Here is a 24,453-nt window from a genome sequence, read left to right as displayed (position 1 = left end):
CAAATGCAATCTCAAGACATTATTAAACGTTCCGCGACCAACAGTATTACGCCTCCGCCACAGGTGCGTGATGACAAGTTTGAAGTTGCAAAACTGATTGATGTGACATCCTGTATTGGCTGCAAAGCCTGTCAGGTTGCTTGTTCAGAGTGGAACGATATTCGTGATGAAGTAGGTCATTGTGTTGGGGTTTATGATAACCCAATGGATTTGAGTGCTAAATCATGGACCGTGATGCGATTTAGTGAAACCACTGAAAACGGTAAGCTCGAATGGCTGATCCGCAAAGATGGCTGTATGCATTGTAGTGATCCTGGATGCTTAAAAGCCTGTCCTTCCGCGGGGGCCATTATTCAGTACGCCAATGGGATTGTGGATTTCCAATCTGAACATTGTATTGGCTGTGGCTACTGCATTGCGGGTTGTCCATTTAATATTCCACGGCTGAATCCGAAAGATAATCGAGTGTATAAATGCACCTTATGTGTGGATAGAGTCGCGGTAGGGCAAGAGCCTGCGTGTGTGAAAACTTGCCCAACAGGCGCCATTCATTTTGGTACTAAGCAAGAGATGTTGGAGTATGCAGATGAACGCGTCACTAAGCTTCAGAAGCGAGGCTTTAGTAATGCGGGGATCTACGATCCACAAGGCGTTGGCGGCACACATGTTATGTACGTGTTACAACATGCGGACAACCCTCAGCTCTATCATGGATTACCAAAAGATCCTCAAATAGATACACCGATTAACCTTTGGAAAGGGGTTCTCAAGCCACTTTCAGTGGTAGGCTTTATTGCCACTTTTGCCGGTCTAATTTTCCACTATGTAGGAATTGGGCCAAATAAAGAAGTGGATGATGAAGAGGAGAAAGACGATCATGAGTAAAAAGAGCAAAATGATTGTTCGGACAAAATTCATTGACCGTGCATGTCACTGGACAGTGGTCATCAGCTTCTTTTTAGTAGCTTTGTCAGGGATAGCGTTATTCTTCCCGACATTAAAATGGTTGACTGAAACCTTTGGTACACCGCAAATGGGGCGTATTCTTCATCCATTTTTTGGTGTGCTGATCTTTGTTGTTTTGATGTTTATGTTTTTCCGTTTTGTTAAACATAATATTCCAGACAAGCAAGATCTACCTTGGATTAAAAATATTGTTGAAGTACTAAAAGGCAATGAACACCATGTGGCTGATGTGGGGAAATACAACGCAGGGCAAAAAATGATGTTTTGGAGCATCATGAGCATGATTTTTGTTCTGTTGGCGACAGGGATCATTATCTGGCGTCCTTATTTTGCCCATCTATTCCCTATGTGGTTAGTGCGTTGGAGTTTATTGATCCATGCTGCTGCTGCAATTATTTTAATCCATGCGATATTGATCCATATGTATATGGCATTTTGGGTAAAAGGTTCTATTAACGGCATGATCGAAGGAAAAGTGAGTCGCCGTTGGGCGAAAAAACACCACCCGCGTTGGTACCGTGAAGTTGAAGCCAAAGAAGCAAAAGCTGAAACGCAAAAGAATAAATCTTAGGAATTAAACTGAGAGATATAAAGCCATTGCTGTCAAAATGAAGTGACCCCCAATAGTTGGACAATCAATTACTGGGGGTTTTTTATTTAATTTGATGATTTGGTGCTATTTGAAATTTTTTCAATACAAAAAAGACGGGAGGTAAGCTAAAACTAATAGTTACTTGCAAATCATAATGAAAGAGCATCACGATGAGTATTGAATCCGTTAGAAAATTTATTGCCGAACATGCCCCTGATATTGAAATTCTTGAAACAGATGGTGTGACTGCAACAGTTGAACAGGCGGCGATTGTCCATAATGTTGAACCAAATCAAATCGCGAAAACCTTATCCTTAAAAGTCAAAAATGAGGTTGTGCTGGTGGTTTGCGCTGGGAAAGCAAGGCTAGATAATCAAAAAGTTAAGCAAGCTCTCGGGGCTAAAGCAAGGATGCTAAGAGCGGATGAAGTCGTTGAGTTGACGAGTCATCCAGTAGGTGGGGTTTGCCCTTTTGGGCTACCAGAAGCATTACCTGTATATTGCGATGTATCGTTACAACAATATAGCGAAGTATTGCCGGCAGCTGGCTCAGTGAATAGTGCGTTGCGGATTTCACCACAGCGTATATTAGAACTCACCAAAGGAGTTTGGATTGATATCTGCCAATAAGGTTATCTAAAATGGCTTTAATTTGAATGACCATCGACTACCAAAGATAAATACCTTTAGGGAGCTACATTAGCTCTCTATTTCAGGATTCTGTAGCCGATATAACACATGTTCACTCAGCCAATGACCTTCCGGAAGTGCTGGGTGATTAAAATGTTCTGCGTCTTTATGCATCCCCAATTTTTTCATCACAGCCTCTGAAGGGGTATTGGACACAGCAGTAAAAGCGACTAATTCTTTCAGTTTTAGCTGTTCAAAGGCAAATTTGATCACAACTTGAGCGGCTTCGGTTGTATAGCCTTGACGCCAATATTCGGCGCGCAATCGCCAGCCAATTTCAGTACAAGGTGAGAAAGGAAACAGATATCTAGGAATATTTAGCCCAACAAATCCAATTAATTCACCCGTTAATTTTAATTCAACAGCCCATAAACCCCATCCACCTTGCGAATCGAACCTTGCCATTATTTGTGACATTAGGTGATCGCTTTGCGCTTTATCTAATACAGAAGGGAAATAGCGCATCACCTCTGTAGAGCTGTTCATTTTAAAAAAAGCAGGCTTGTCTTGTTCTGTCCAGCCCCGTAATCGCAGGCGAGGTGTTTCTAATTCAATAATTGACATGGTGCTCCTCATTTTATTGATGGATTTAGTCTTAGATGTAGGATTGGAAAAGGATTACCCTCACCGTCTTTTTCAGAGCGAGCGAATTGTTTAAACCCCATATATTGATAGAAACCAACTGCTTGAGGATTTTGTTCATTCACATCAACTTCAGTGATACCTAGTTCTTTAATGGCGAAATTCAGTAATTGTTTACCTGTTCCTTTGCCGCGATTAGCCTGAGATATAAATAACATTTCAAGCTTATTGCCATCAACACCTAAAAAGCCATCGATGCGATTATTATTGAGAGCAACATAGACTGTAAGATGTGGCAAATATTGTTCAAGGATAGCGACTTTTAATTGTTGTAGTATTTTTTCAGGCAAGAAGTCGTGTGTTGCTCTGACTGATGATTCCCAAACATCAATAATTTCATGATACTGAGAGGGTATTGCGGGTAAGATTTTCACGTAATTTTATTCTTTTGTTAATTAAAAAAACATCTTAAAGCGTCTCTAATTAATGTCAATAGCAGGCTCACTTCGTAACAATAACCTCATTTATAAATAGGCATATTAGATGTTAATACATTGATAAGTCTATTTTTGAGATATTAATCGCAGAAAAAAAAGTCAGTTACTTCATGATAAGAGGATGACATATTTATCACTGTATCGACTCTATTGGTTATTTTTCTCAGAGAGTTGCTGATATTGAATAACTGTAAAAATATTAAAATGGTAGGGGTATCTCGATGAAATATAAGGTTTTAACATTTTGTTTATCCGCCGCATTATCAGCACCGATAGCACCCGTTCTGGCAAGTACAGATAATGCTGAAAATATGCAACTCGAACAAGTCTTATTATTAAGTCGTCATAATTTACGGACACCAATTGTTAATACAGGTATTTTGACTGAAGTCACAGATAAAAAGTGGCCTGCTTGGGATGCGCAAAGTGGCTATTTAACGACTAAAGGCGGTGCACTTGAAGTGTATATGGGACACTATTTCAGAGAGTGGATTGATCAAAATAAACTTGTCTCTGATGAACTTTGCCCAACAGATAATGAAGATCTGTTTGTTTATACTAATAGTTTGCAAAGAACGATTGCCACCGCTCAATTCTTTACCGCAGGTGCATTTCCGGGCTGTGCAGTAAAAATTCATCATCAACCTGAAATAGGTAAGATGGATCCTGTATTTAACCCAATTATTACTAATGATAGCCCTGAATTTAAGCAAAAAGCACTTGCTGCAATGGCTGAGCATTTAAAAGGACTTGATCTTAAACCGGGTTATGATGAGTTAGATACTGTTCTCAATATTAAAGATTCACAGAAATGTAAGGCTGATAAGTTATGTGAGCTCTCATCACAGGATAACAGTTTTATTATTGAAGCGGATAAAGAGCCAGGGGTAGTGGGCTCACTTAAAATTGCGAACTCTGCTGTTGATGCCATTGATTTACAGTACTATGAAGGTTTTCCAGCGGATCAAGTGGCTTGGGGACTTGTTAATAGCGCTGATAAGTGGAAGAAGCTTAATACGTTAAAAAATGGCTATCAGGAAACGTTATTTACGCCAAAATTAATTGCTAAGAATGTCGCTCACCCTTTATTAAATTATATCAATAAAGGTTTTACTTCCGCGAGTAAAGGTGAAACAGCTAAGTTTATTATGTTAGTAGGCCATGATTCGAATATTGCATCGTTATTATCGGCTATGGATTTCAAACCTTATCAATTAGCGGAACAATATGAACACACACCAATTGGCGGTAAATTAGTGTTCCAACGTTGGCATGATAAGAGTGATAAAAAAGATTATGTTAAGGTGGAATATGTGTATCAAACCGCAGATCAGCTAAGAAATAATAGCTATCTCTCATTAGAGACACCGCCAAAACACGTCACTTTAGAAATGAAAAATTGCCCAATTGATAAAAATGGTTATTGTTCTTGGGAAGATTTCCAAAAGGTGATGAAGTCCGCGCTAGAGCAATAAGTGGTTTTAAATGTAGTTGTTAGCCCGCCTGAGTAATTGGCGGGCTTTTCATTGTTAGTATACAGGGAGGCACATAGACAACTTGAGGTAGTATGATGGGAACTTCAGGAAAAAAGTACCTAAAAGTCAGAAAAAACCCTGCTAGATAGCAGGGCGTGAAAGCCACGAAAATGTTTATGAGTCTCTAATCTAACCTATAATCTTATGTAATAGTCTTATAAATTGTGTGTATTTATTATCTCTCGATTTGTTCGTTTTAAGATGATCGCAAAAAGTTAAATGACTGATAATTCCGCTAAAGAGACTATTTTTAGCTATGCCGCTGACTGTTTAAGTTGCAGTATCTTTCGTAAAGTCATAGATAGCATATTTACTCATGCTCTATAACATATTGATGTACGCTCTAATCATTGCATTAACTTATTGCTTAGCTGCATATGAAATTATATGTAGAGGATTAACGGATCACTAAAACCGATGTTTTGGCATAACGTACGACTGAAGCCGCATTTGATCCCAGTAGATAGGTCGACATACTTGGATGGCGAGAGCCAATTAAGATGATGTCAGCGCTAATTTCTTCTGCAATAGCTAAAATTTCATCTTTAACTGAACCGACTGAAGAGGTCACGTGAATTTTATCAGCGGGGAGTGAGAAGCGTTTTACTTTCTCTTTTAACTCGTTAAGGATGATCTCAGCTTGTTTTTCATCATCAGGGAAGTCGCCTGGTAGTATGGTGCCACCGTAACGTAGATAGTTTGAAATGGGTGCTGTAACGGCAAGAAAATGAACGTTTGCATTGTTTAATTTTTGGATGGCTTCAACGTGAGGGATAACGAGGTCCGTCAAGGCATCTTCGGTTACATCAATCGGAACTAAAATAGTTTTGTACATACATCCTCTTTTTTGTCTTTTATTTTATACTCGTCATACTTCAAGTTGCAGGGGTGTTGACTACGCTCAGCTTACCGAGTCACATAGTTCATCTATGCTCCCCGTCTATCTTCACTTGTCGCCTACCTGCAATTTGAATTATTTAGAGTATATAAGTTTAGAACATTTCATTGTATATTGAAATTAATCATTAGTATTTTCAATATAATGAGTGTTTATAAAAAGTAAAAAAGAAACGGATTATGAGGGGAGAATGGAACAGATATAACCACCGTGATCATGGTAATCACAGTGGTCATCATCACAATTATTTTTTACAAGCTTCCTTTAGGCCACCTTTGCAGGCTTTGTCGAGGTATTCGGCCGCTGATTTATCACTTAACTCAGTGCCTTCACCGTTTTCATACATTTTACCTACTTGATATTGCGCTGGTGGATATTTTTTATCTGCTGATTTTTTAAACCAATCGAATGCCACAATGTAGTTTTGTTTAACACCAATACCTTGGTAATATATCTGTCCCATATAGTTTTGAGCCTCAGCATTACCTTGTGTTGCGGATTTTTCAAACCATTGGATAGCCGTTTCGATATTGGGCTCAACACCATGGCCATTCAAGTACATATCACCTAAAAATAGCTGCGCATCTGAGTTTCCTTTATTTGATGCCATAGTTAGCCATTTTTTGGCTTTAGGGTAGTCTTGCTTTACTTCATTACCAAGATAATAACCAATACCCAACATAACTTGGGCTTTGATATCCCCTTTTTGCGCTTCTTTTTCAATCAATTTAAGGGTTTCGTTTGATACGGCCGCAAAGCTTGAATGAATAGAAAGGATAAAAAATAGAATTAATGAGTAAATTTTATACATAGCAATATTAAAATCTTATTGAGTCCATCGATTAGCCGGTTAGTTTTATTGTTACATACGCTTGGTATTGGTATTTTTACTTAATTTCATCACGTTTCAATTTACAGCTCTTTTGATAAGGTATAGTGACTATGTGCATTCACATGGCCTCCTATCGTTCCTAGCGGCTTATTTACTTATTGCCTAGCTGCCAATATGAATTATTTAGAGCATTGCTCTGTACACTTTTAACGGATGATGACTACACCTTAAATAACTTATTAAATATATTAATATCATGTTTTAACAAGCATAGCGATGTTAACAGTAGCTAATATACCGAGTAACAACCTTATTTTGTTGTAAATACTCTACGACTACAGAGATAGAATATCAATGTGTTTTAAGCTTTTTTATATAATGTCGTTAGACTTAGTTATCTATTGTAACAATACACTATAAAAGTGTTTTTTATTGTGAAAAACATATGAAATATCTACTAATTTAAAGTGTATATAGCTTGGATTTTTTAAGTGACATATTGTTATTACCAATTATTGGTCACCATCATCAACCCTGGAATAGTGCAAGTAGCAATACCTATTATTAGGGTTAAATTTCCTAAGTATCTGATTTTTTTATTAAGTGAAAAGACGCAGAAAAATAAAAACCAAAGCACAGCCCATAGCAGCCATAATGTAACCATTCTAAGATCTGAATTTGTATAATAAGCATAAAATAAAGCATTAAAGAAAACAAATAAGCAATACCAACCAAATAATTTTCCCGATAACGAACAGATTTTTACTAAGCTGAGAAAGATATAGGTGAACGTAAATAACATAGATTGTGCAATGGCCACATAGTCAGCACTTTCTTTGGCATTTAGCATTAATACAATATTTCCAATGAGGCAGAAAAAGCCAATAATGCCATTAAAAATCCCCGTTTCTTTATCATCATATCCTTTGATTATCGAGATACCATTTACAATTAAAACACTGCCGATAAAAATGAGTAATATACCGCCCATATATCACCTCTTGAGGGTCAATTGGTTATCATTTACGGTAAACTCGATGTGTTCACTATGTTTTCCCTTCAAGATTATGTTGGCGACTAAAGGCTCTATATGCACTTTAAACACTCGCTTTATATCTCGGACACCATAACGACGATCACACATTGAATTTATTTTTAATTTTGCTGCATTATCTAATACGACGGTCATAAAAGACCGAGCGATCCTTTTATTGAGCTTTGATAATTCTAAGTCGATAATTTTGATTGCCTGCTCGGAATCAATTTTCTTAAAACTGATTTTCCGGTCAATACGATTAATAAATTCAGGCTCAAAGCGCTGTTCAAGCTGCTTAAGCATTTTTTGTTGTTGAGACTTTGAGTTAAAAAGTTCAAATAATGTTCGTTTCTCGTTCAGAATATCTTTTGAGCCTAAATTAGACGTCATAATAATAATCGCATTTCTGAAATTAATATTTTTTTGCCCATTAGCGAGACTCAGTTCACCAGTATCAAGAATGTTGAGCAACGTTCTAATCACTTCTTTGCTCGCTTTCTCTATTTCATCAAACAGGACGATACTAGGGGTACTATAACTTCCAGCTATCTTATCGCTATCAAATAAAGAATAGGATTCTTTACTGCCTGAATAGCCTGGTGGAGCACCGGATAGGGATGCGGCATAATGATCTTGGGACAAGGTATTCATGTTAATACGGCAAGATAAATTTTTGCCATTATTGAGCGCTTTTGCTAAAGCAATAACGGTTTCTGTTTTACCTACACCTGTTGGCCCCAAAAATAGCAAGGTGCTAAGTGGTCTCTCCGGATCAAATATATTGGCTTTAATACAATACAACACATCTTTCAATTGTTTTAATACATCATCTTGCCCAATAATCTGTTTCTCTATCGATTGGATAACGTTATCAGGATCAAAAGTAAAGCGGAATCCCTTTAAGTCATGTTGTGACGGCTGGGTGTCGCTATTTTTTTGAGGGGGATGATTTGATGCCAACATGTCATTGATAAAAGGCATAGTTTATTCCTAAATAACAGCGATATTAGTAGTCACTCTTTAATATATGAAGAGTGACTACTTTTCATTAATTCGTGTTAACCAACATCTTTGGTTTTATTTCCGCTGGTAGGCAAATCATAAACTTGGCATTCTGAAACCCCAACAGTATCACGTGTGATGGTTTCCACTTGCTCTCGCGTTTTTTCTGCATCTAATACCCAACTGCGATAAAATTCAAATGGACATTCAGCTAACCCTTTATCACCATCACCTGAATTATAAATACCTGTATAGCCACGATGTAAAATCTTAAAGAGATGATTTTGTGATTGGTCATATTTGCGTGCATCACGAATTTCAGTCACAGAAAGTTGAGCATATTGAATACCCATCTCTTCTTCACCACATTCGCCAAGCGTTCGACCATCAAAGCCAATGATTGCAGAGTGTCCAAAGTAGGTATATACGCCATCAAAGCCTGTTCCATTCGCGACAGCAACATAACAGTTATTTGCCCACGCCATGGTTTTTGCCATCAAAATTTGTTGTTCTTTAGCGGGATACATATAACCTTGGCAGCGAACGATCAGTTCAGCGCCTTTCATTGCGCAGTCGCGCCATATTTCAGGATAGTTGCCATCATCACAGATAATTAAGCTAATTTTTAACCCTTTTGGCCCCTCTGAAACATAGGTTTTGTCACCGGGGTACCAGCCTTCAACAGGACACCATGGGATGATTTTGCGATATTTTTGAACAATATTGCCGTTGTCATCAATTAAAATCAGTGTGTTATAAGGTGCTTTTAAAGGATGATCTTCATGCTGCTCTCCTGTAATGGAAAAGACTCCCCAAACTTTGTTGGCTTTACAGGCAGCAGAGAATATTTGTGTTTCATCACCGGGAACAGTAGCCGCTGTTTCCATCATTTCTTCATGGTCATACATGATCCCTTGGGTGCTATATTCTGGAAAAATAATCAGGTCGAGGCCCGGTAAACCTGTTTTTACGCCAGTAATGACATCTGATATTTTTTGCGCATTTTCAATGACGTCTTTACGACTATGTAAGCGAGGAATTTTATAGTTCACTACAGCAACACCGACGGAAGTAGGGCTACTCGATATATCACCATGTCTCATAATGTTTCCTTAATATACTCGTTATACTTCAAGGTGCAGCGAATGCTAAGGAACCGCGGCTACATTTTTCACTGATTAAAGTGTGATTAGTGCTCCAATTACTCACTGCCTTGTGACTTAGCTACGCCATGAGCCAGTTAAAAATAGCGTGTTTAGTAATCGTTTAAAGACTAAGTAAATATAGCTAGTTGAGAAGGTGGGGGTGAACGTAATGTATTATTATGTGATTCTGATCACTATAGAATGATATTATTAGTAACCATTTGATTATATTGCTAAATATTTTGCTTTTTAAGTTTAAACCATATTTAAATTGGTGGTAAATAAGAAAAAAGCCAGCATTAAGTATTCTAATTATGATGGTTTTATTTTGATTTATTCTATGCTGTCACAAAGAGGTAATAAATAATCTTGCCATGAGTCAGACGGGGTGATTTTTTGCAGTTATATTTTAAGCGGTGGGTTGTTGTTTGTATTGACTCAATCCTAGTTGAAATGGCTGAGTAATATTTCAAGGCAACAACCCCAGTGTTTATTTCAGCTTCTCAGATAGCCATAAGCCGCTTTTTTTCATTGAGAAACCAAATAACACGCCAATTAATAGCGATGACAAAGTCACAGGCCAATCACCCTGAGCAGCAAAGATGGCGCAGGCGCCAATAAACGTGCCGGGTATATAAGAAAGCCATATCTTTTTAGCTTGAATACACATAATAAAGGCCACAATGCCAGTGATCAGGTATTCAACAAAATTAGGGATATTGTCGAGTAGGCTATTGCTGTGGATCATGACCAGTCCCCAAACAACTCCGCTCGCAATCGTCAACAACGTAATTAATACTCCTTTGTAGCCTTCTTTTGGGTAGGCAAAATAAGAGGTACAACCTAAGAAGCCTGCCCAACCAATTAATCCTAATGAGTTTGCTAGCCACGCCCAAACAGCGGAAAGTATTGCAGTAGTTAAAGAAATAGAAAAAAGTATTTTCACAATGGCACTTACAATGATTAAGTCAAATAGAGCAATGGCGATGCCATGCTGTTATCACGTATCGAGTTCTCGAAGGGCGGGGATTCTATCATTAGCGTGTGCTGTAAAAAAAGCACTTGGATCAATATATATTCAGAATGCTAAAGAGTATGTGGGATAAACTGTTTTGTTTACCCCAATGAGATAATAGTTACTGCGGTTCAAACAGCGGGGTTGGTTTACCGTTATCATCAACAGCCACAAAATTAAATTGCCCGTGGATCACCTCTTCACGCCCTTCACAATACATATTTTCTAAAAAAATAGAGACATTCACGGTTAAACTGGTTCGACCTACACGACTGACTTTGCCTACCAGTTCGACAATCGTTCCAGAGGGAATGGGGTGAGTGAAATTAATTTTTTCTGTCGAAACCGTGACTAAACGTTTACGAGAAAAACGTGTTGCTGTGATAAAAGAAACTTCGTCCATCCATGCTAACGCTGTGCCGCCAAACAAGGTGTCATGGTGATTGGTGGTCGTCGGAAAGATAACTTTGGAGACACTGGTAATCGAATTTTCGATTTTTTGGGTGATGAGTTCATCAACTTCAGAACGCATGATGTTGCCTTAGCCTTAATAAAAAACAATAGGCCGTCAGTGTAATACGCTTTCAAAAAAATTACACTGACTAGGCTCGTTATCGTTCAAGTTACAAAGACACTCCGTTAGCCAAGCCATCGTTTTTCACCTAGCGGCACCTCGAATTATGTAAGATGGATGTAGCCAGTCAAAAACAGAGTTGCCTCTCCGGTTAACTTAACGCGTTCACCTTCAATAGAGCATCGCATCATGCCCCCACGAGCAGATATTTGATTACCTATTAATTGCGTTTTATTTAATTGGTTAGCCCAAAGAGGCGCTATCGCACAGTGTGATGTGCCTGTAACGGGATCTTCATCGACGCCTTTTGCGGGGGCAAAGTAGCGTGATACAAAATCCGCATTTTTTTCATCGCTGGCAGCGGTGATCGTTAATCCTGCTAAGGGTAGCTTTGCCATAGCCAGAAAATCAGGTTGGCAGTTAGCGACTTGAGTTGCATCATTTAAAAAACAGATGTAGCGATCTTTAGCGAGCCACAAAGAAGCAATCTCAACACCTAAGATTTCAGCTAGTTGAGGGTAATCGGAGACGGCAACTTGTTCGGTTTCCAGAAGCGGGAAATCGAGTGTAAAACCATGCTGATCTCTATAAACGGTTAATTCTCCCGAAAGGGACTGGAAGGTAAAAGGGGTAATTGGTAACTGCTTAAATTGATGGAGTACAAACGCACAGGCGAGGGTGGCATGACCACACAACTTAACTTCTTGGTTGGGGGTAAACCAACGAATATGGTCATCAACTAAGAATGCGGTTTCTGAGAGATTAATTTCTGCGGCGATCGCCATCAGTTTCTCATCGGCAAGCCACTCTTCTAATAATACGATAGCGGCAGGGTTACCTCGGAATTGTTGATTAGTAAAAGCATCGACATAGTAAACAGGAAGCGATATACCACTCATCATGGAGTTCCAAAAAAGAAAGTAGGGAAGGAAAGTATATACTTTATAATAGTTAATCGTCGAAATAAAAAAACACCCGATAGGCTCAATGGCGTATCGGGTGTTGTTATATACTCGTCATACTTCGCAGTGTATATGGTGATAGCGGGCATTCGTGCTAGTCACCGTGTTTTCTATGTTCCTAACCACTTATTCACTGATCACCTAGCTGCATCTTGTATTATTTCGAGTATCAAGAACGGCTATAAGTTATTTTGCTTTTGCTTCATTGGCATCAGCATTTTTCAGCATTTTTCTAACAGGGATAATCAATGCAGCTAGCACAATTGCACAGATAACTAATGCCATCGAAACGTGAGAGAACAGCTCTGGCATTGAATTCAGTTGTTCTTTATTGATATTCCCTCCCATGATACCTGCTGCAAGGTTACCTAACGCACTTGCACAGAACCATAGCCCCATGACTTGGCCACGCATTTTTTGTGGTGCCAATAAAGTCATTGTGGCGAGCCCAATAGGGCTTAAGCATAGTTCACCGAGCGTCAGCAACAGAATACTGGAGACTAGCCAGAAAGGTGATACACCAGATTGAGTCGCTAATACTTGGTTTGCTGCCATCATCATCACCGCAAAACCGCCCGCAGCAAATAGGATACCAATTACAAACTTAGTCATACTGCTTGGGTTTAGGTTGCGCTTAGCAAGAGAAGGCCAGAACCAGCTAAATACAGGGGCTAATAGAATAATAAACAGGGCGTTAATCGACTGGAACCAAATTGTTGGGATCTCGAATGAACCCATTTGGCGGTCAGTATAGTCACGAGCAAAGATGTTAAATGAGGTCGGTTTTTGCTCAAACGCGGACCAGAAGAATGCGGCTGCAATTAATAATATCAGACAAGCGAGTAGGCGAGAACGTTCGCTACTGTTAAGGCCTGCAAAGAAGAACATGAAAACAAAATAAATGGCAACACAGGTTGCAATGATATAAGCAGAGCTTTTGGCGATAGTGGAAGCATTAAATGGAATAGTGCCGTTATCAATTAAGATAACCAGTACTGCAAGTAGTGCCATGGCAACGGTAACCCATTTGCCAACATTTTTACGTTCAACCGTTGGGCGGTTCCAAGTGGAATCTAAGCCAACCTCTTTATCATAACGGCGCATCTGTGGAATAGCGTAAAAACGGAAAACCAGCAGGGCAATTAACATACCGATACCACCGAGGCCAAAGCCTAGGTGCCAGCCATATTTTTCATGTAATGGACCGATGATCAGCGGAGCGATAAATGACCCCATGTTGATACCCATATAGAACAGCGAGAAACCGCCATCACGACGTGTATCTTCTTTCTTATACAGTGTACCTACCATAACGGTAATACAGGTTTTAAACAGTCCTGTACCCAGAACGATTAATAGTAATCCAACGAAAAAGAAGGTATTACTCCAAAACGCAGACATAGCAATCGATAAATGGCCGAGTGCAATGATCAGTGAGCCGTACCAAACTGCTCTGCGTTGCCCTAACCAGTTGTCAGCTAACCAGCCACCGGGTAGTGATGTGATATAAACCCCACCCGCAAAGATACCGACGATAGCGGATGCTTGCTCAATAGGTAGGCCCATGCCGCCTTGCAGTAGTGCTGCGCTCATAAACAGGATGAGCAGTGGGCGCACACCATAAAACGAGAACCGTTCCCACATTTCAGTCAGGAATAGTGAGCTCAGTGGGTATGGATGCCCAAAGAAGGTTTTTGTTTTGGTCGCAGAAGTATTCATCTGTAACTCCGATATTTATTTTTGATTTGGTTGTGCTTGAAAAAACGCCTTAGAAAGTTGAAGGCGCCAAAATATATAGATATGTTAACGTCATTCTGTAAACATATTTTTAACATACATTATTATAAAAACACTTATAAACAGAATATGTTTATGGTGAAAATGGTATTTTTAAGGTGAAAAGTCGATATCAATCGCATTTCTCACGATAAGGTAGGCGAAGATACAGGAATTCTATTGACATGAAAAGAGTCGATTATAAAACTAGCATAGCGTTCAAAAACATGATGTTAAGTTATGTTTTTTGCTGTTTTTGCATAAAATGCTGTTATACCTACAATAAATGAGGGAAATGAATAAAGAACAAATAGAAAAATAACGTTTCAGCTTTTATGCAAAAAATTAAACAGAAGGTGTTTTGCTGCTGCGTGTTTGGCGTTTGATCATATACCATGAATAAATCAGGTTGAATAAAACTAAAGCCGCAGTGAAAAAGAAAACGGCTCGGAAACCATAGCTTGCCGCGACAAATGAACCCATCAACGGGCCAGTAACATTACCGACATCACGCAATGCTTGGTTGTAGCTGAAAATTCGCCCTGTTACCTCATGGGATATATTATAGATAATTAAGGTTTGTACCGCGGGCAGTAATGCGGCATTGAGTGCGCCAAGTAAAAAACGTAAAGCACCTAGCTCCCAATAGCTACTGACAAGTCCCATCGGGAACAACACAAATATGGAAGCCCCTAATACGGCTAAGAGGACTTTTTCAGGGCCTATGCGGTCACTGAGTTTCCCTAATCGCGGCGCACTGAGTAAGGCTGCAATACCGGGTATCGAGGCAATGACACCACTGATAAAGGCGAGATTCTCTATTGAATCGGATAGATCACGGATGTAGAGGGTGATCACAGGGTTAATCGACCCCATAGCAGCTTGAATGATCATGGTAGTGAAAAACAAGCTGATGACTAAATTTTTGTTTTTTAGTGAGGCAAAAACTTGTTTGGTATTGAGTGCATCTTTACGTGATACAGGGGTAAAACGTTCTCGGACGTAAAATAACGTCACAAAAAAGCAGATAAACAGTACCGTTGCCGTGATAAAGAATACGGGGCGTAAACCATATTGATCGGCAAGCAGTCCGCCTATTAATGGGCCAATAAGAGCACCACTGACGGCACCTGTAGCTAAAACACCCATTGCCCAGCCGCTTTTCTTCACCGGAACTTGGGTTGCAATTAACGCATTGGCATTGGGAACAAAACCCCCTAGCAGACCAAGTATTGCCCTGAGTGCAAGTAATTGCCAAATATTTTGTGCGAAGCCGATTAATACCATCACAATTGCCATGCCTAATGCAGAGCGTAGCAACATCAGCTTTCTTCCCTTGCGGTCGGAGAGCCGCCCCCAAAATGGCGCAGCAATGGCGGAAAACAAAAACGTAATACTGAAAACGGCGCCTGTCCACAGGTTTAATGAACTGTGATCGGTGACTCCCAGCTCCTCGATATAAAGCGGAAGAAAAGGCATGATGAGGCTAAATGCGGCACCCGTTAAGAAACAGCCAAACCACACCACATACAGATTGCGTTTCCAATAATTGTTTTTGGTTAACATAGACTCCTTACTTATTTTAAAAAACTCACGGCTGTTAGATGATTAACAGCCGTGATGTGTGATTAATGATGAATTTTATCTAAATCGCCATACAAAGAGGGTTCTCCTTTGGGACGAGTTTTAAACCGCCTATGTAGCCACATATATTGTTCAGGCGCCCTGAGAATTTCCGTTTCGATGATTTTGTTCATTTTAGTGGCAACAGCCACTTCATCTTTAATTGGGAAATCATCAACAGCGGGTTGAATTAACAGCTCGTAGCCTTTACCTGCGGGGAGACGACGAAGGGTAAATGGCACCACTAAGGGCTTGGCTAAGCGTAATAGAATGGCTGAACCATTAGTGGTTGCTGCATTCGGTACGGCAAATAAAGGGGCAAATGAGCTGTTACGTGGGCCGTAATCGTGGTCGGGAGCATACCAAACAATTTCACCTTGTTTCAAAACCCGGACCATGCCTTTCACATCTTTGCGATCGAGCATATATTTGTTAGCACGCAAACGACCGCGTGTTTGTATCCAGTCGAGTAGTTTATTGTCATTAGGGCGATACACACCGATACCAGGGTTGAGCATACCAAATGTACGGCCTCCCATTTCTAACGTTAAGAAATGAATACCTAATACAATAATACCGCGCCCCGTTTCTTGCGCAGCTAGCATATTTTCACGGCCTTCAACTCGGCACCAACGGCGAATACGCCATTCAGGCCAGAACCATGCCATACCCGTCTCAAAAAGCCCCATACCGACAGATTCAAAATTTTTATCGATATAACGTTGGCGTTCTTGTAGGCTCATTTCAGGAAAACATAATTCTAAATTGCGATCGGCAATTTGAGCTCGTTTTTTTAAGAATCGTTTTGATAGCAAGCCTAGACGAGTACCGATCCAATATATCATCGGATAGGGCAGCAGTATCAGTACGTAAAGCAGGCCGACCCCGAGCCAAGTTAGCCAGTAGCGTGGATGTAGTAAACTTTTATTAAACTTTGGCGCTTGTATCATTGTTTTCCAAAAATCAGGTTAATATTTTGATTTATCTATTTGTTGTAACAGCCATTAATACTCTGATACCAGTCACCCTTTGATGACTGAATGGATACTAAAAAGTAATCAATGGTTATCTTATTATAACAAACTATTCATTCAATAATTTGGCTGTTTGTAACGTGCTGATTAACTCAGCCATGTTTCGCACATCCATTTTTTCCATCACCCGTGAGCGATGTACTTCTACTGTACGCACTGAAACGCAAGCCACATCGGCAATTTCACGATTGATCAGCCCTTGTAAAACGTATTGGCAGATCTCTTTTTCTCTTGGCGTTAGTGTTTGATAGCGTTGCTGAATAAGATATCTTTCAGTTGCTTGAATGGTTTTAATTTTTGCTTGTTCGAGTGTTTTTGCCAATTGTTGGCTATCAATAGGTTTTTGTAAGAAATCAACCGCACCCAATTTGACCTGTTCTACCGCCATAGGAATATCACCATGGCCAGAGAGGAAAATCACAGCTAAGGTGCTTTGTTGCTCTTTAAGTAATTGATGAACTTGGCGGCCATCCAGTTTCGGCATACGCATATCGAGCAATACAACACCTTCTTCAAAAAGATTGGCTTGCTGAATAAATTGTTCGCTGTCATTCCAAACGACAACATGATAGCCGAGGGTTTCAAGTAGGAATTGGCAAGCATCTGTGACATCAGGATCGTCATCCACCAGATGAATTAGCGTCATAGTTAGTCTCATTACATTATGATTAATGGGCATTATCTCATATTAGCGCCGTAAATGTTACACCTCTAGAGTATAGGGAAAGATCAGCGTCACTCTTAGGCCATTTAAGCCTTCTTCATTGATGTTATTTTCAATGCGAATATCACCGCCTTGGCTTTGGATCAGTCGTTGGCAAATCACCAACCCTAAACCTAACCCCGCTTTTTTCGTGGTCGAAAAGGGGGTAATACCTTGAGTGAGTTGCTCTGTATCCATACCGCCCGCATCATCTTGTAGGACGAGTAAAAAACGCTCAGGCGCGAGATGAAAGCTAAATTGCAGTGTATTGGCTCCAGCCTGTAAGCTATTGCTAATCAGGTTTGATAATAACTGATCGAGCAAAGTATCAGGAAGTTTGAGTGAGATGTCCTGATTGTCAGGTAAAATCAATTTTACCTGTGGGTACTGTTGTGAAACCCGCAGTAATTGCCAAATATGTTGAATAGTGGCTAAAACAGGCTGCTGATGTAGTGGTAATGCCACTTCTTGGTGAGGTTTACCTGCCCAGAGCCGCAAATTGCGAATAATGTCCGCACCACGTTGTGCTTGGCTGTCAATTTTAGTCAACGTACCGATAAGAGGGTGCTCAGCCGATTCTTTGGTGAGGCGCAAAATACAGCCTTGTGCATAGTGGCGGATCGCAGAAAGTGGTTGATTAAGCTCATGGGCAAAACCTGAAGCCATTTCCCCTAAAATATTCAGCCGCTGCGCTTGTTCAAGATTGGCTTCTTGTTGTCGTAAACGATTATGTGCTTCTTCCAGCTGGCGGCTACGGCGGCGCACAAGAAATGCGATCCAAATGTGGTTAATACCCAATAAAATAAAAAATAATGTGACTATGGTTATGGTGATTTGATGCTGGATCACCCAACTCACGATGTCTTGCCAAATTTGCCGTTGTCGTGGATGTTGATTCACATCGCGCAATAGGGTTTCAACTTGATTAACCGAAGCGGGAGCTCCCCAACGCATTCTTAAATTATCGGAAGACAGTAAGGTTTTGGTGACTTTATCGACAAGATTATCAGGCACATCGCTAAGAGCAGCAAATGACCAATTAGGGTATAATTCAGTGCTGGTTTTACAGGGCAAGGCGCTGTCATGTTCAATCAAAGGGCGAAATTGTGTTTTATCAATTAAACCTTCTTTATCCATGTTTTCTAACAAGCAAACAGGGATAATTGCCGCGGAAAGAGAATGGTCACGTAAAGCATACAGTAGAGCATCCGCAGGGAAACCAAGAAATTGCATACGAAAATCTTTCTCTGCATCGTAACCCATATCTCTTAATACTTTATAACCTAATAGATATCCCCCAAAAGCATCAGGCGAAATTGCCCCCACTTTCTTACCTATCAGATTTTTGGCTTCAGTAATGTCGCTGTCTGCACGCACTAAAATCAAACTGCCAATAACATTGCGAGTTGCGCTATCTGGCTCTAATGAAGAGCGCAAAGAGAGTAGCCAACGTAGGTGGTAGCGACTATCGAGTTGAATAAATTGTGCAGGGTTGGTGAGCAAAAAATCAATTTTACGTTCTGAAATCGCATTGCGCATTTCATCAAGATTCAAAGGGAGTAGGGTGAAGTGTTCATCAGGTAACGATTTATTCAGTGTATCGGCCAGTATTTGCCACTGCGATTGGGTTGAAGCTGCTCCGCGTAGCGCTAGCACACCAATTTTCCATTCAGCAGCCATGGCAGGAAATGACCATGCGATGACCATAACTATCATTAATCGATACAGAGACATAGGCGTATTTGAGTTATTCGTTGCGTTAGATCAAGTTAATTACGGGTATGTGGTAAACCACAATAGGGTGGTTCTCCTGCCCCTCATACAATACAAGTAACTAAAGATAACACACCGTTTTTAAAGAAAAATAAAAATTATTGTGGTTATCACAAATAGATTGCAATAACGGCCAATAAAGCCTGTAAAACTAAAACTTACCATATTTATGTATTAGCAATGTCCTACTGGAGCCAATTATGGATCTGAGTAAACGAAAATTTCTACAACAATTAGGGGCAGTCACTGCGGGAGCATCGTTGATCCCGATTGCTGAAGCAGGGCTAAACTTCTCCCCAACTCGTCGTGAAGGCAATCCTGAAAAGCGTTACGGGATGCTGATTGACCTACGCCGTTGTGTTGGATGTCAGTCTTGTACTGTCAGTTGTGCGGTGGAAAACCAAACACCACAAGGGCAATTCCGTACCACAGTCAACCAATATCAAGTCTCCTTAAAGGGAGAGGAAGGTTTCACGAACGTCCTGCTACCACGCCTATGCAACCATTGCGATAACCCACCTTGTGTACCTGTTTGCCCAGTACAAGCAACGTTTCAACGCGAAGACGGTATTGTGGTTATTGATAATGAACGCTGTGTGGGGTGCGCTTATTGTGTACAAGCTTGCCCATATGACGCGCGTTTTATTAATCACACGACACAAACCGCGGATAAATGTACTTTCTGTGCACATCGACTTGAAGTCGGCTTGTTACCTGCCTGTGTTGAGTCCTGTGTCGGTGGTGCGCGTATTATCGGTGATTTAAAAGATCCTAACAGTACTATTCGCCAAATGCTGACGGAACATGAAGCAGAAATTAAGGTATTAAAACCTGAAAGTGGCACCTTGCCGCAAGTGTTCTATCTCGGTCTGGACGATGCTTTTGTTCAACCGTTGGCTGGTAAAGGGCAACCCGCATTGTGGCAGGAGGTGTTCTGATGAGTGAACAAGTGAGCTATATTGCAGAAATAATGGCACAACCCCAAGAGTTTTTTTGGTTACCTTGGGCGGTTCAATACTTCTTTTTTATCGGTATTGCGGCCTGTGCAACACTGTATGCCTGCTACCTTCATTGGCAAGGTAAGAGCGAAAATAGTCGCTTAGAGATGATAGCCGTGTTTATCACGATAACGATGGGGATCACGGCACCTTTAGCTTTAACCGCTGATTTACATCAAACTGCACGTGTTTGGCATTTCTATGCCTATCCAACGCTGTGGTCATGGATGTGGTGGGGTTCAGTATTATTACCTTTATTTACCACATTCACCGGTCTTTATTTTATCGCTTTGTTAGTGAAGTTTATCTGGAAAAAAGAGTTTAAAGCCACACGTTGGGTTGCTTTATTATCCGCACTTTCAGCGATTGGTTTACTGCTATACACAGGTAGAGAGGCATCAGTACTGATTGCGCGACCTATTTGGTTTAGCTGGTGGATCCCTGTCTTAATGTTCTTAAGTGCAATGCAAGCGGTTCCTGCTCTGATTGGCTTAGGGGCTCGTCGTGAACCGCAGTATCAGCAACGTTTAGCCCGTATGCAAGTGATCACCTTATTACTACTGGCGGTTTGTTTTGCGCTATGGTTATCAGGCGACACCATTTCAGGTATTGCTGTGCGCCATCAAGTTGATGTCGCGAGTCCTGGTTGGTGGATGTTAATGGGGATCTGTGCCTTGTGGTTAGTCTCACTGGTGATGTCAATCGGTAACTTAAAATCAACACGCCCGATGGTTTATATCACTATCACTGCATTAGTGGCGATGGGGCTAACGTGGAGCTTACGTTGGGTGTTCTTAATGGAAGTTCAGGCAGTGCCGAAATATAGCATTTTAGTGAATCCTTATCATTTCCCGATGGGAACAGATGGATTACTCGCACTGTTTGGAACCTTTGGTTTGTGGATCGCATTAACCATTATTATTCGTGAAGGTGTTCGTTGGTTTGCTAGGAGAGTGCAACATGGCTAAATTCTCAAGACGTCAATGGCTTAAAGGTGGTTTAGTTGTTGGTGGATTAGCACTGTTCGGCGCTGGCTACCGTGATGTAGCGAAGCGTGCTGTGGATGGCCTAGCGAACGGTACATCAGGTAAAGTGACCTTAGACCGCATTCATGGCAACTCGTTACGCCCAGAAGGCCAAGCCAACAGTGAATGGAAAGAAAACCCAGAACAAGTGGTTGCGATGACCCAGTGCTTTGGTTGTTGGACGCAATGTGGTATTCGTGCGCGTGTCGATACAACGAAAAACGAAGTTCTGCGCATAGCAGGAAATCCATACCACCCTCTGTCACATGAAAAACACTTCCCATATGGTATGCCTTTAAAAACGGCATTTAATAAAATGGGTGGGGAAAGTGGATTAGAAAATCGCTCAACGGCTTGTGCACGTGGTGCAACACTCATGGAAGGTTTGACTAGCCCACTACGCATACTTGAACCCATGAAACGTGTGGGCAAACGTGGTGAAGGTAAGTGGGAACGCATCAGTTTTGAACAATTAGTCAAAGAAGTGGTTGAAGGCGGTGATCTATTTGGTGAAGGTCATGTTGATGGCTTACGTGCCATTCGTGATCTGGAAACACCACTGGATCCCTCACAACCAAAGCTTGGTCCCAAAGCTAACCAATTATTAGTCACTAACGCGGGCGATGATGGTCGTGATGGATTTATTCGTCGCTTTGCACAAAATGCATTTGGTAGTAAAAACTTTGGTGCACACGGCTCATATTGTGGTTTGGCTTATCGTGCTGGCTCTGGCGCGTTAATGGACGATTTAGATAAAAACGCCCACGTTAAACCTGATTGGGATAACGTTCGTTTTGCGTTATTTATCGGTACTTCACCAGCACAATCAGGTAACCCTTTCAAACGCCAAGGACGTCAACTTGCTTCTGCGCGTTTACGCGATAATTTCAATTATGTGGTGGTTGCACCTGCGTTACCATTAACCACGACGCTCGCGAATGACCATGGGCATTGGGTTCCCGTGCAACCGGGAACGGATGCAGCCTTAGTTATGGGGATGATCCGCTGGATCATTGAAAATGAGCGCTACAATGCAGCTTATTTGAGTGTACCCAGTGAAAAATCAATGCAAGCCGTGGGTGAGAAAAGTTGGACGAACTCAACGCATTTAGTGATCACCGATGACAATCACCCACTAGCAGGGCAATTATTGATTGCTGCTCATCTTAATGGCCAGCCTATTGACGATGAAGCAAGTCAAAAAGCTTACATGGTTCAAGATGCAACAGGTGAATTAAAACTGGCTGATGATGTGACTAACGCCGAATTGTTCGTAACGCGTACCATCACGTTACACGATGGCAGCGAAGTGACGGTGAAATCAAGCTTCCAATGTCTAAAAGATGCCGCAGATAGAATGACGTTGGATGAATATAGCCAACGTTGCCAAGTGCCAGTGAAAACTATTGAATCTTTAGGACGTGCATTAACCTCCTATGATCGTAAAGCTGCGGTCATCTCTCATGGTGGCATGATGGGCGGTAACGGTTTTTATACGGCTTGGTCGGTGATCATGTTAAACGCATTAATTGGTAACCTGAACCTAAAAGGTGGGGTATCGGTTGGTGGTGGTAAATTTAACGGTGAAAGCGATGGCCCACGTTACAACATGGCAAGCTATGCAGGTAAAGTGAAGCCAAAAGGGGTTGTGTTATCACGCAGTAATGAAGTTTATGAAAAATCGGATGAATTTAAGGCGCGGATCGCGGCCGGTGAAAAACCGTATCCAGCAAAAGCACCTTGGTATCCGTTTGCGAAAGGGCAATTAACTGAACAGCTGGCTTCTGCTTTGATGGGGTATCCGTACTCATTGAAGGCTTGGATCACCAATATGACTAACCCTGTCTATGGTATTGCGGGGATCCGTCAGGTCATGGAAGAAAAGCTTAAAGATCCAAAGCATCTGCCATTAATTATCGGTATCGATGCCTTTATGAACGAAACCACCGCATTGGCAGATTATATTGTACCTGATACACATAACTTTGAGAGCTGGGGGTTCAGTGCTCCGTGGTCTGGTGTACAAGTAAAAGCGAGTACAGCACGTTGGCCAATTGTTGAGTCACGTACTGCGAAAACGGCGGATGGACAACCCGTTTCAATGGAAGCTTTCTGTATCGCCGTCGCTAAAGAACTTAACCTTCCGGGGTTTGGTGATAACGTCATTGAAGATATGGATGGTAATAAATATCCGTTAAATAGTGCGGAGGATTACTATCTACGTGTCGCGGCGAATATGGCATGGATGGGCGAAAAACCTGTGCCAGAGGCGGCAACGGAAGATATTCAAATCAGTGGTGTTGAACGTATTTTGCCAGCCATGAGCAAAACATTAAAGCCAGAAGAAATACGTCGTGTGGCGTATATCTACACACGCGGTGGACGTTTTGCTCCTTATGAAAAAGCGTGGGATGGTGAGGCGACAGGTCCGCAATGGAAAAAAGGATTACAAATCTGGAACCCAACAGTTGCCGTTAACCGACATGCAATTACGGGGGAACGTTACAGTGGTTGCCCAACCTATTACCCACCACGTTTAGCAAATGGTGATGATATCAACAAAGTGTTTCCACCTGCGGAATGGCCATTAAAGCTGATGTCATTTAAGTCACATGTGATGAGTAGCTCTACCACGATGATTGAGCGTTTGCGTCATGTGAAACCCACGAATATGGTTGCGATACACCCTGATGATGCGCAAAAAATGGGGGTTAAGCACGGTGATTGGGTCAAAATTACCACACCGGGTGGTTATGCAGAGGCACAAATCAGTGTATTGGATGGAGTGATGCCTGGCGTACTGGCGATTGAGCATGGTTATGGACACAAAGAAATGGGCGCTAAACAGCACTATCTTGATGGTAATCCATTGCCAATGAATGCAGCAAATGGCTCAGGAATTAACTTAAATGACTTAGGTTTTGCTGATCCAACCCGTGAAGTAGCGAATACATGGTTAGATTGGGTATCAGGTGCTTCGGTAAGACAAGGCCTACCGGCTAAAATTGAGCTAATTGGCTAATATACTCATCATACTTAAAGTTGCAGGGCTTTGCGTTATGAGATAAGGGACTACGCTCATCGAGTTATAGAGCGTATCTATGCTCCCCCGACTATCTTCACTTGTCGCTTACCTGCAACTTGCATTATTTAGAGTATATAAACAGTGATCGAAAGCAGTACTACGCCGCCGATC

The 24,453-nt window shown here is 41.1% G+C and carries 22 protein-coding genes; 7 read left to right on the top strand and 15 right to left on the bottom strand.

Annotated elements, in window-relative coordinates:
* Positions 1 to 3: 3 nt before the first annotated feature.
* The 3 genes from fdxH (at position 4) to M1E96_RS13765 (ending at position 2,187) form a co-directional block, all read left to right on the top strand.
* Entirely contained in the window at positions 4 to 885 is an 882-nt protein-coding gene (fdxH, locus tag M1E96_RS13775) for a formate dehydrogenase subunit beta (RefSeq protein WP_070924832.1), read from the top strand.
* Positions 878 to 1,537, top strand: coding sequence for a formate dehydrogenase-N subunit gamma (gene fdnI, locus M1E96_RS13770; protein ID WP_140182599.1), 660 nt, complete (start codon positions 878 to 880; stop codon positions 1,535 to 1,537). The genes fdxH and fdnI overlap by 8 nt, the downstream gene beginning before the upstream one ends.
* Before the next feature lie 191 nt (positions 1,538 to 1,728).
* Positions 1,729 to 2,187, top strand: coding sequence for a YbaK/EbsC family protein (locus M1E96_RS13765; RefSeq protein WP_369427130.1), 459 nt, complete (start codon positions 1,729 to 1,731; stop codon positions 2,185 to 2,187).
* Between the two features lie 69 nt (positions 2,188 to 2,256).
* On the opposite strand, the gene M1E96_RS13760 is transcribed toward M1E96_RS13765, so the two are convergent.
* Together M1E96_RS13760 and M1E96_RS13755 are read right to left on the bottom strand one after the other, a co-directional pair.
* Positions 2,257 to 2,811, bottom strand: a complete 555-nt coding sequence (locus M1E96_RS13760) for a GNAT family N-acetyltransferase (protein ID WP_180355078.1) — start codon at positions 2,809 to 2,811, stop codon at positions 2,257 to 2,259.
* An 8-nt stretch (positions 2,812 to 2,819) separates the two neighbouring features.
* Entirely contained in the window at positions 2,820 to 3,263 is a 444-nt protein-coding gene (locus M1E96_RS13755) for a GNAT family N-acetyltransferase (RefSeq protein ID WP_070924829.1), read from the bottom strand.
* 284 nt (positions 3,264 to 3,547) lie between these two features.
* Between M1E96_RS13755 and agp the strand changes: the two genes are divergently transcribed.
* Complete coding sequence (agp, locus tag M1E96_RS13750) at positions 3,548 to 4,801, top strand: bifunctional glucose-1-phosphatase/inositol phosphatase (RefSeq protein WP_070924828.1); 1,254 nt, start codon at positions 3,548 to 3,550, stop codon at positions 4,799 to 4,801.
* A gap of 457 nt (positions 4,802 to 5,258) precedes the next feature.
* On the opposite strand, the gene M1E96_RS13745 is transcribed toward agp, so the two are convergent.
* From M1E96_RS13745 to ttrS, 13 genes are all read right to left on the bottom strand, one after another.
* Complete coding sequence (locus tag M1E96_RS13745; RefSeq protein ID WP_272580874.1) at positions 5,259 to 5,696, bottom strand: universal stress protein; 438 nt, start codon at positions 5,694 to 5,696, stop codon at positions 5,259 to 5,261.
* 307 nt (positions 5,697 to 6,003) lie between these two features.
* Positions 6,004 to 6,570, bottom strand: coding sequence for a tetratricopeptide repeat protein (locus M1E96_RS13740; protein ID WP_070924826.1), 567 nt, complete (start codon positions 6,568 to 6,570; stop codon positions 6,004 to 6,006).
* A 526-nt stretch (positions 6,571 to 7,096) separates the two neighbouring features.
* The gene (locus M1E96_RS13735) at positions 7,097 to 7,582 is read right to left on the bottom strand and encodes an AmiS/UreI family transporter (protein ID WP_140182595.1); all 486 of its coding nucleotides are present in this window, start codon (positions 7,580 to 7,582) and stop codon (positions 7,097 to 7,099) included.
* Positions 7,583 to 7,585: 3 nt separating this feature from the next.
* Positions 7,586 to 8,608, bottom strand: coding sequence for an AAA family ATPase (locus M1E96_RS13730; protein ID WP_369427129.1), 1,023 nt, complete (start codon positions 8,606 to 8,608; stop codon positions 7,586 to 7,588).
* A 77-nt stretch (positions 8,609 to 8,685) separates the two neighbouring features.
* Positions 8,686 to 9,732 carry an aliphatic amidase gene (locus M1E96_RS13725; RefSeq protein WP_272580871.1) on the bottom strand — a complete coding sequence of 349 codons (1,047 nt, stop codon included), beginning with the start codon at positions 9,730 to 9,732 and terminating at the stop codon, positions 8,686 to 8,688.
* A gap of 532 nt (positions 9,733 to 10,264) precedes the next feature.
* Positions 10,265 to 10,720 carry a DUF1097 domain-containing protein gene (locus M1E96_RS13720; RefSeq protein ID WP_337979449.1) on the bottom strand — a complete coding sequence of 152 codons (456 nt, stop codon included), beginning with the start codon at positions 10,718 to 10,720 and terminating at the stop codon, positions 10,265 to 10,267.
* Positions 10,721 to 10,910: 190 nt separating this feature from the next.
* Positions 10,911 to 11,321 carry an acyl-CoA thioesterase gene (locus M1E96_RS13715; RefSeq protein ID WP_070924823.1) on the bottom strand — a complete coding sequence of 137 codons (411 nt, stop codon included), beginning with the start codon at positions 11,319 to 11,321 and terminating at the stop codon, positions 10,911 to 10,913.
* A 146-nt stretch (positions 11,322 to 11,467) separates the two neighbouring features.
* Positions 11,468 to 12,262, bottom strand: a complete 795-nt coding sequence (locus tag M1E96_RS13710) for a PhzF family phenazine biosynthesis protein (RefSeq protein ID WP_369427128.1) — start codon at positions 12,260 to 12,262, stop codon at positions 11,468 to 11,470.
* Positions 12,263 to 12,511: 249 nt separating this feature from the next.
* Positions 12,512 to 14,044, bottom strand: a complete 1,533-nt coding sequence (locus tag M1E96_RS13705; RefSeq protein ID WP_070924821.1) for a peptide MFS transporter — start codon at positions 14,042 to 14,044, stop codon at positions 12,512 to 12,514.
* A 402-nt stretch (positions 14,045 to 14,446) separates the two neighbouring features.
* Positions 14,447 to 15,667: a multidrug efflux MFS transporter MdtG gene (gene mdtG / locus M1E96_RS13700; RefSeq protein ID WP_140182589.1), complete on the bottom strand. Its 1,221-nt coding sequence runs from the start codon at positions 15,665 to 15,667 to the stop codon at positions 14,447 to 14,449.
* 62 nt (positions 15,668 to 15,729) lie between these two features.
* Positions 15,730 to 16,674, bottom strand: coding sequence for a Kdo(2)-lipid IV(A) acyltransferase (locus M1E96_RS13695; RefSeq protein WP_272580869.1), 945 nt, complete (start codon positions 16,672 to 16,674; stop codon positions 15,730 to 15,732).
* A 133-nt stretch (positions 16,675 to 16,807) separates the two neighbouring features.
* Positions 16,808 to 17,404 (bottom strand): tetrathionate respiration response regulator TtrR, encoded by a 597-nt coding sequence (ttrR, locus tag M1E96_RS13690; RefSeq protein WP_070924818.1) that lies wholly within the window; start codon positions 17,402 to 17,404, stop codon positions 16,808 to 16,810.
* A 57-nt stretch (positions 17,405 to 17,461) separates the two neighbouring features.
* Positions 17,462 to 19,195, bottom strand: coding sequence for a tetrathionate respiration histidine kinase TtrS (gene ttrS / locus M1E96_RS13685; RefSeq protein ID WP_337979448.1), 1,734 nt, complete (start codon positions 19,193 to 19,195; stop codon positions 17,462 to 17,464).
* Positions 19,196 to 19,434: 239 nt separating this feature from the next.
* Here ttrS and ttrB point away from each other — a divergent pair, with 239 nt between their 5' ends.
* The 3 genes from ttrB to ttrA are packed head-to-tail and all read left to right on the top strand — an operon-like array spanning position 19,435 to position 24,279.
* A complete protein-coding gene (gene ttrB, locus M1E96_RS13680) occupies positions 19,435 to 20,172 on the top strand; it encodes a tetrathionate reductase subunit TtrB (RefSeq protein WP_272580867.1) in 738 nt (245 codons plus the stop codon).
* Complete coding sequence (gene ttrC / locus M1E96_RS13675) at positions 20,172 to 21,200, top strand: tetrathionate reductase subunit TtrC (protein ID WP_180355077.1); 1,029 nt, start codon at positions 20,172 to 20,174, stop codon at positions 21,198 to 21,200. Before ttrB ends, ttrC begins: the two co-directional genes overlap by 1 nt.
* Positions 21,193 to 24,279 (top strand): tetrathionate reductase subunit TtrA, encoded by a 3,087-nt coding sequence (gene ttrA, locus M1E96_RS13670; protein ID WP_319067520.1) that lies wholly within the window; start codon positions 21,193 to 21,195, stop codon positions 24,277 to 24,279. The genes ttrC and ttrA overlap by 8 nt, the downstream gene beginning before the upstream one ends.
* Positions 24,280 to 24,453 lie beyond the last annotated feature (174 nt).

It is taken from the genome of Providencia sp. PROV236, from assembly GCF_033676985.1.
Classification (GTDB): Bacteria; Pseudomonadota; Gammaproteobacteria; order Enterobacterales; family Enterobacteriaceae; genus Providencia; species Providencia manganoxydans.
This window is presented reverse-complemented; position numbering and strand designations above follow the sequence as displayed.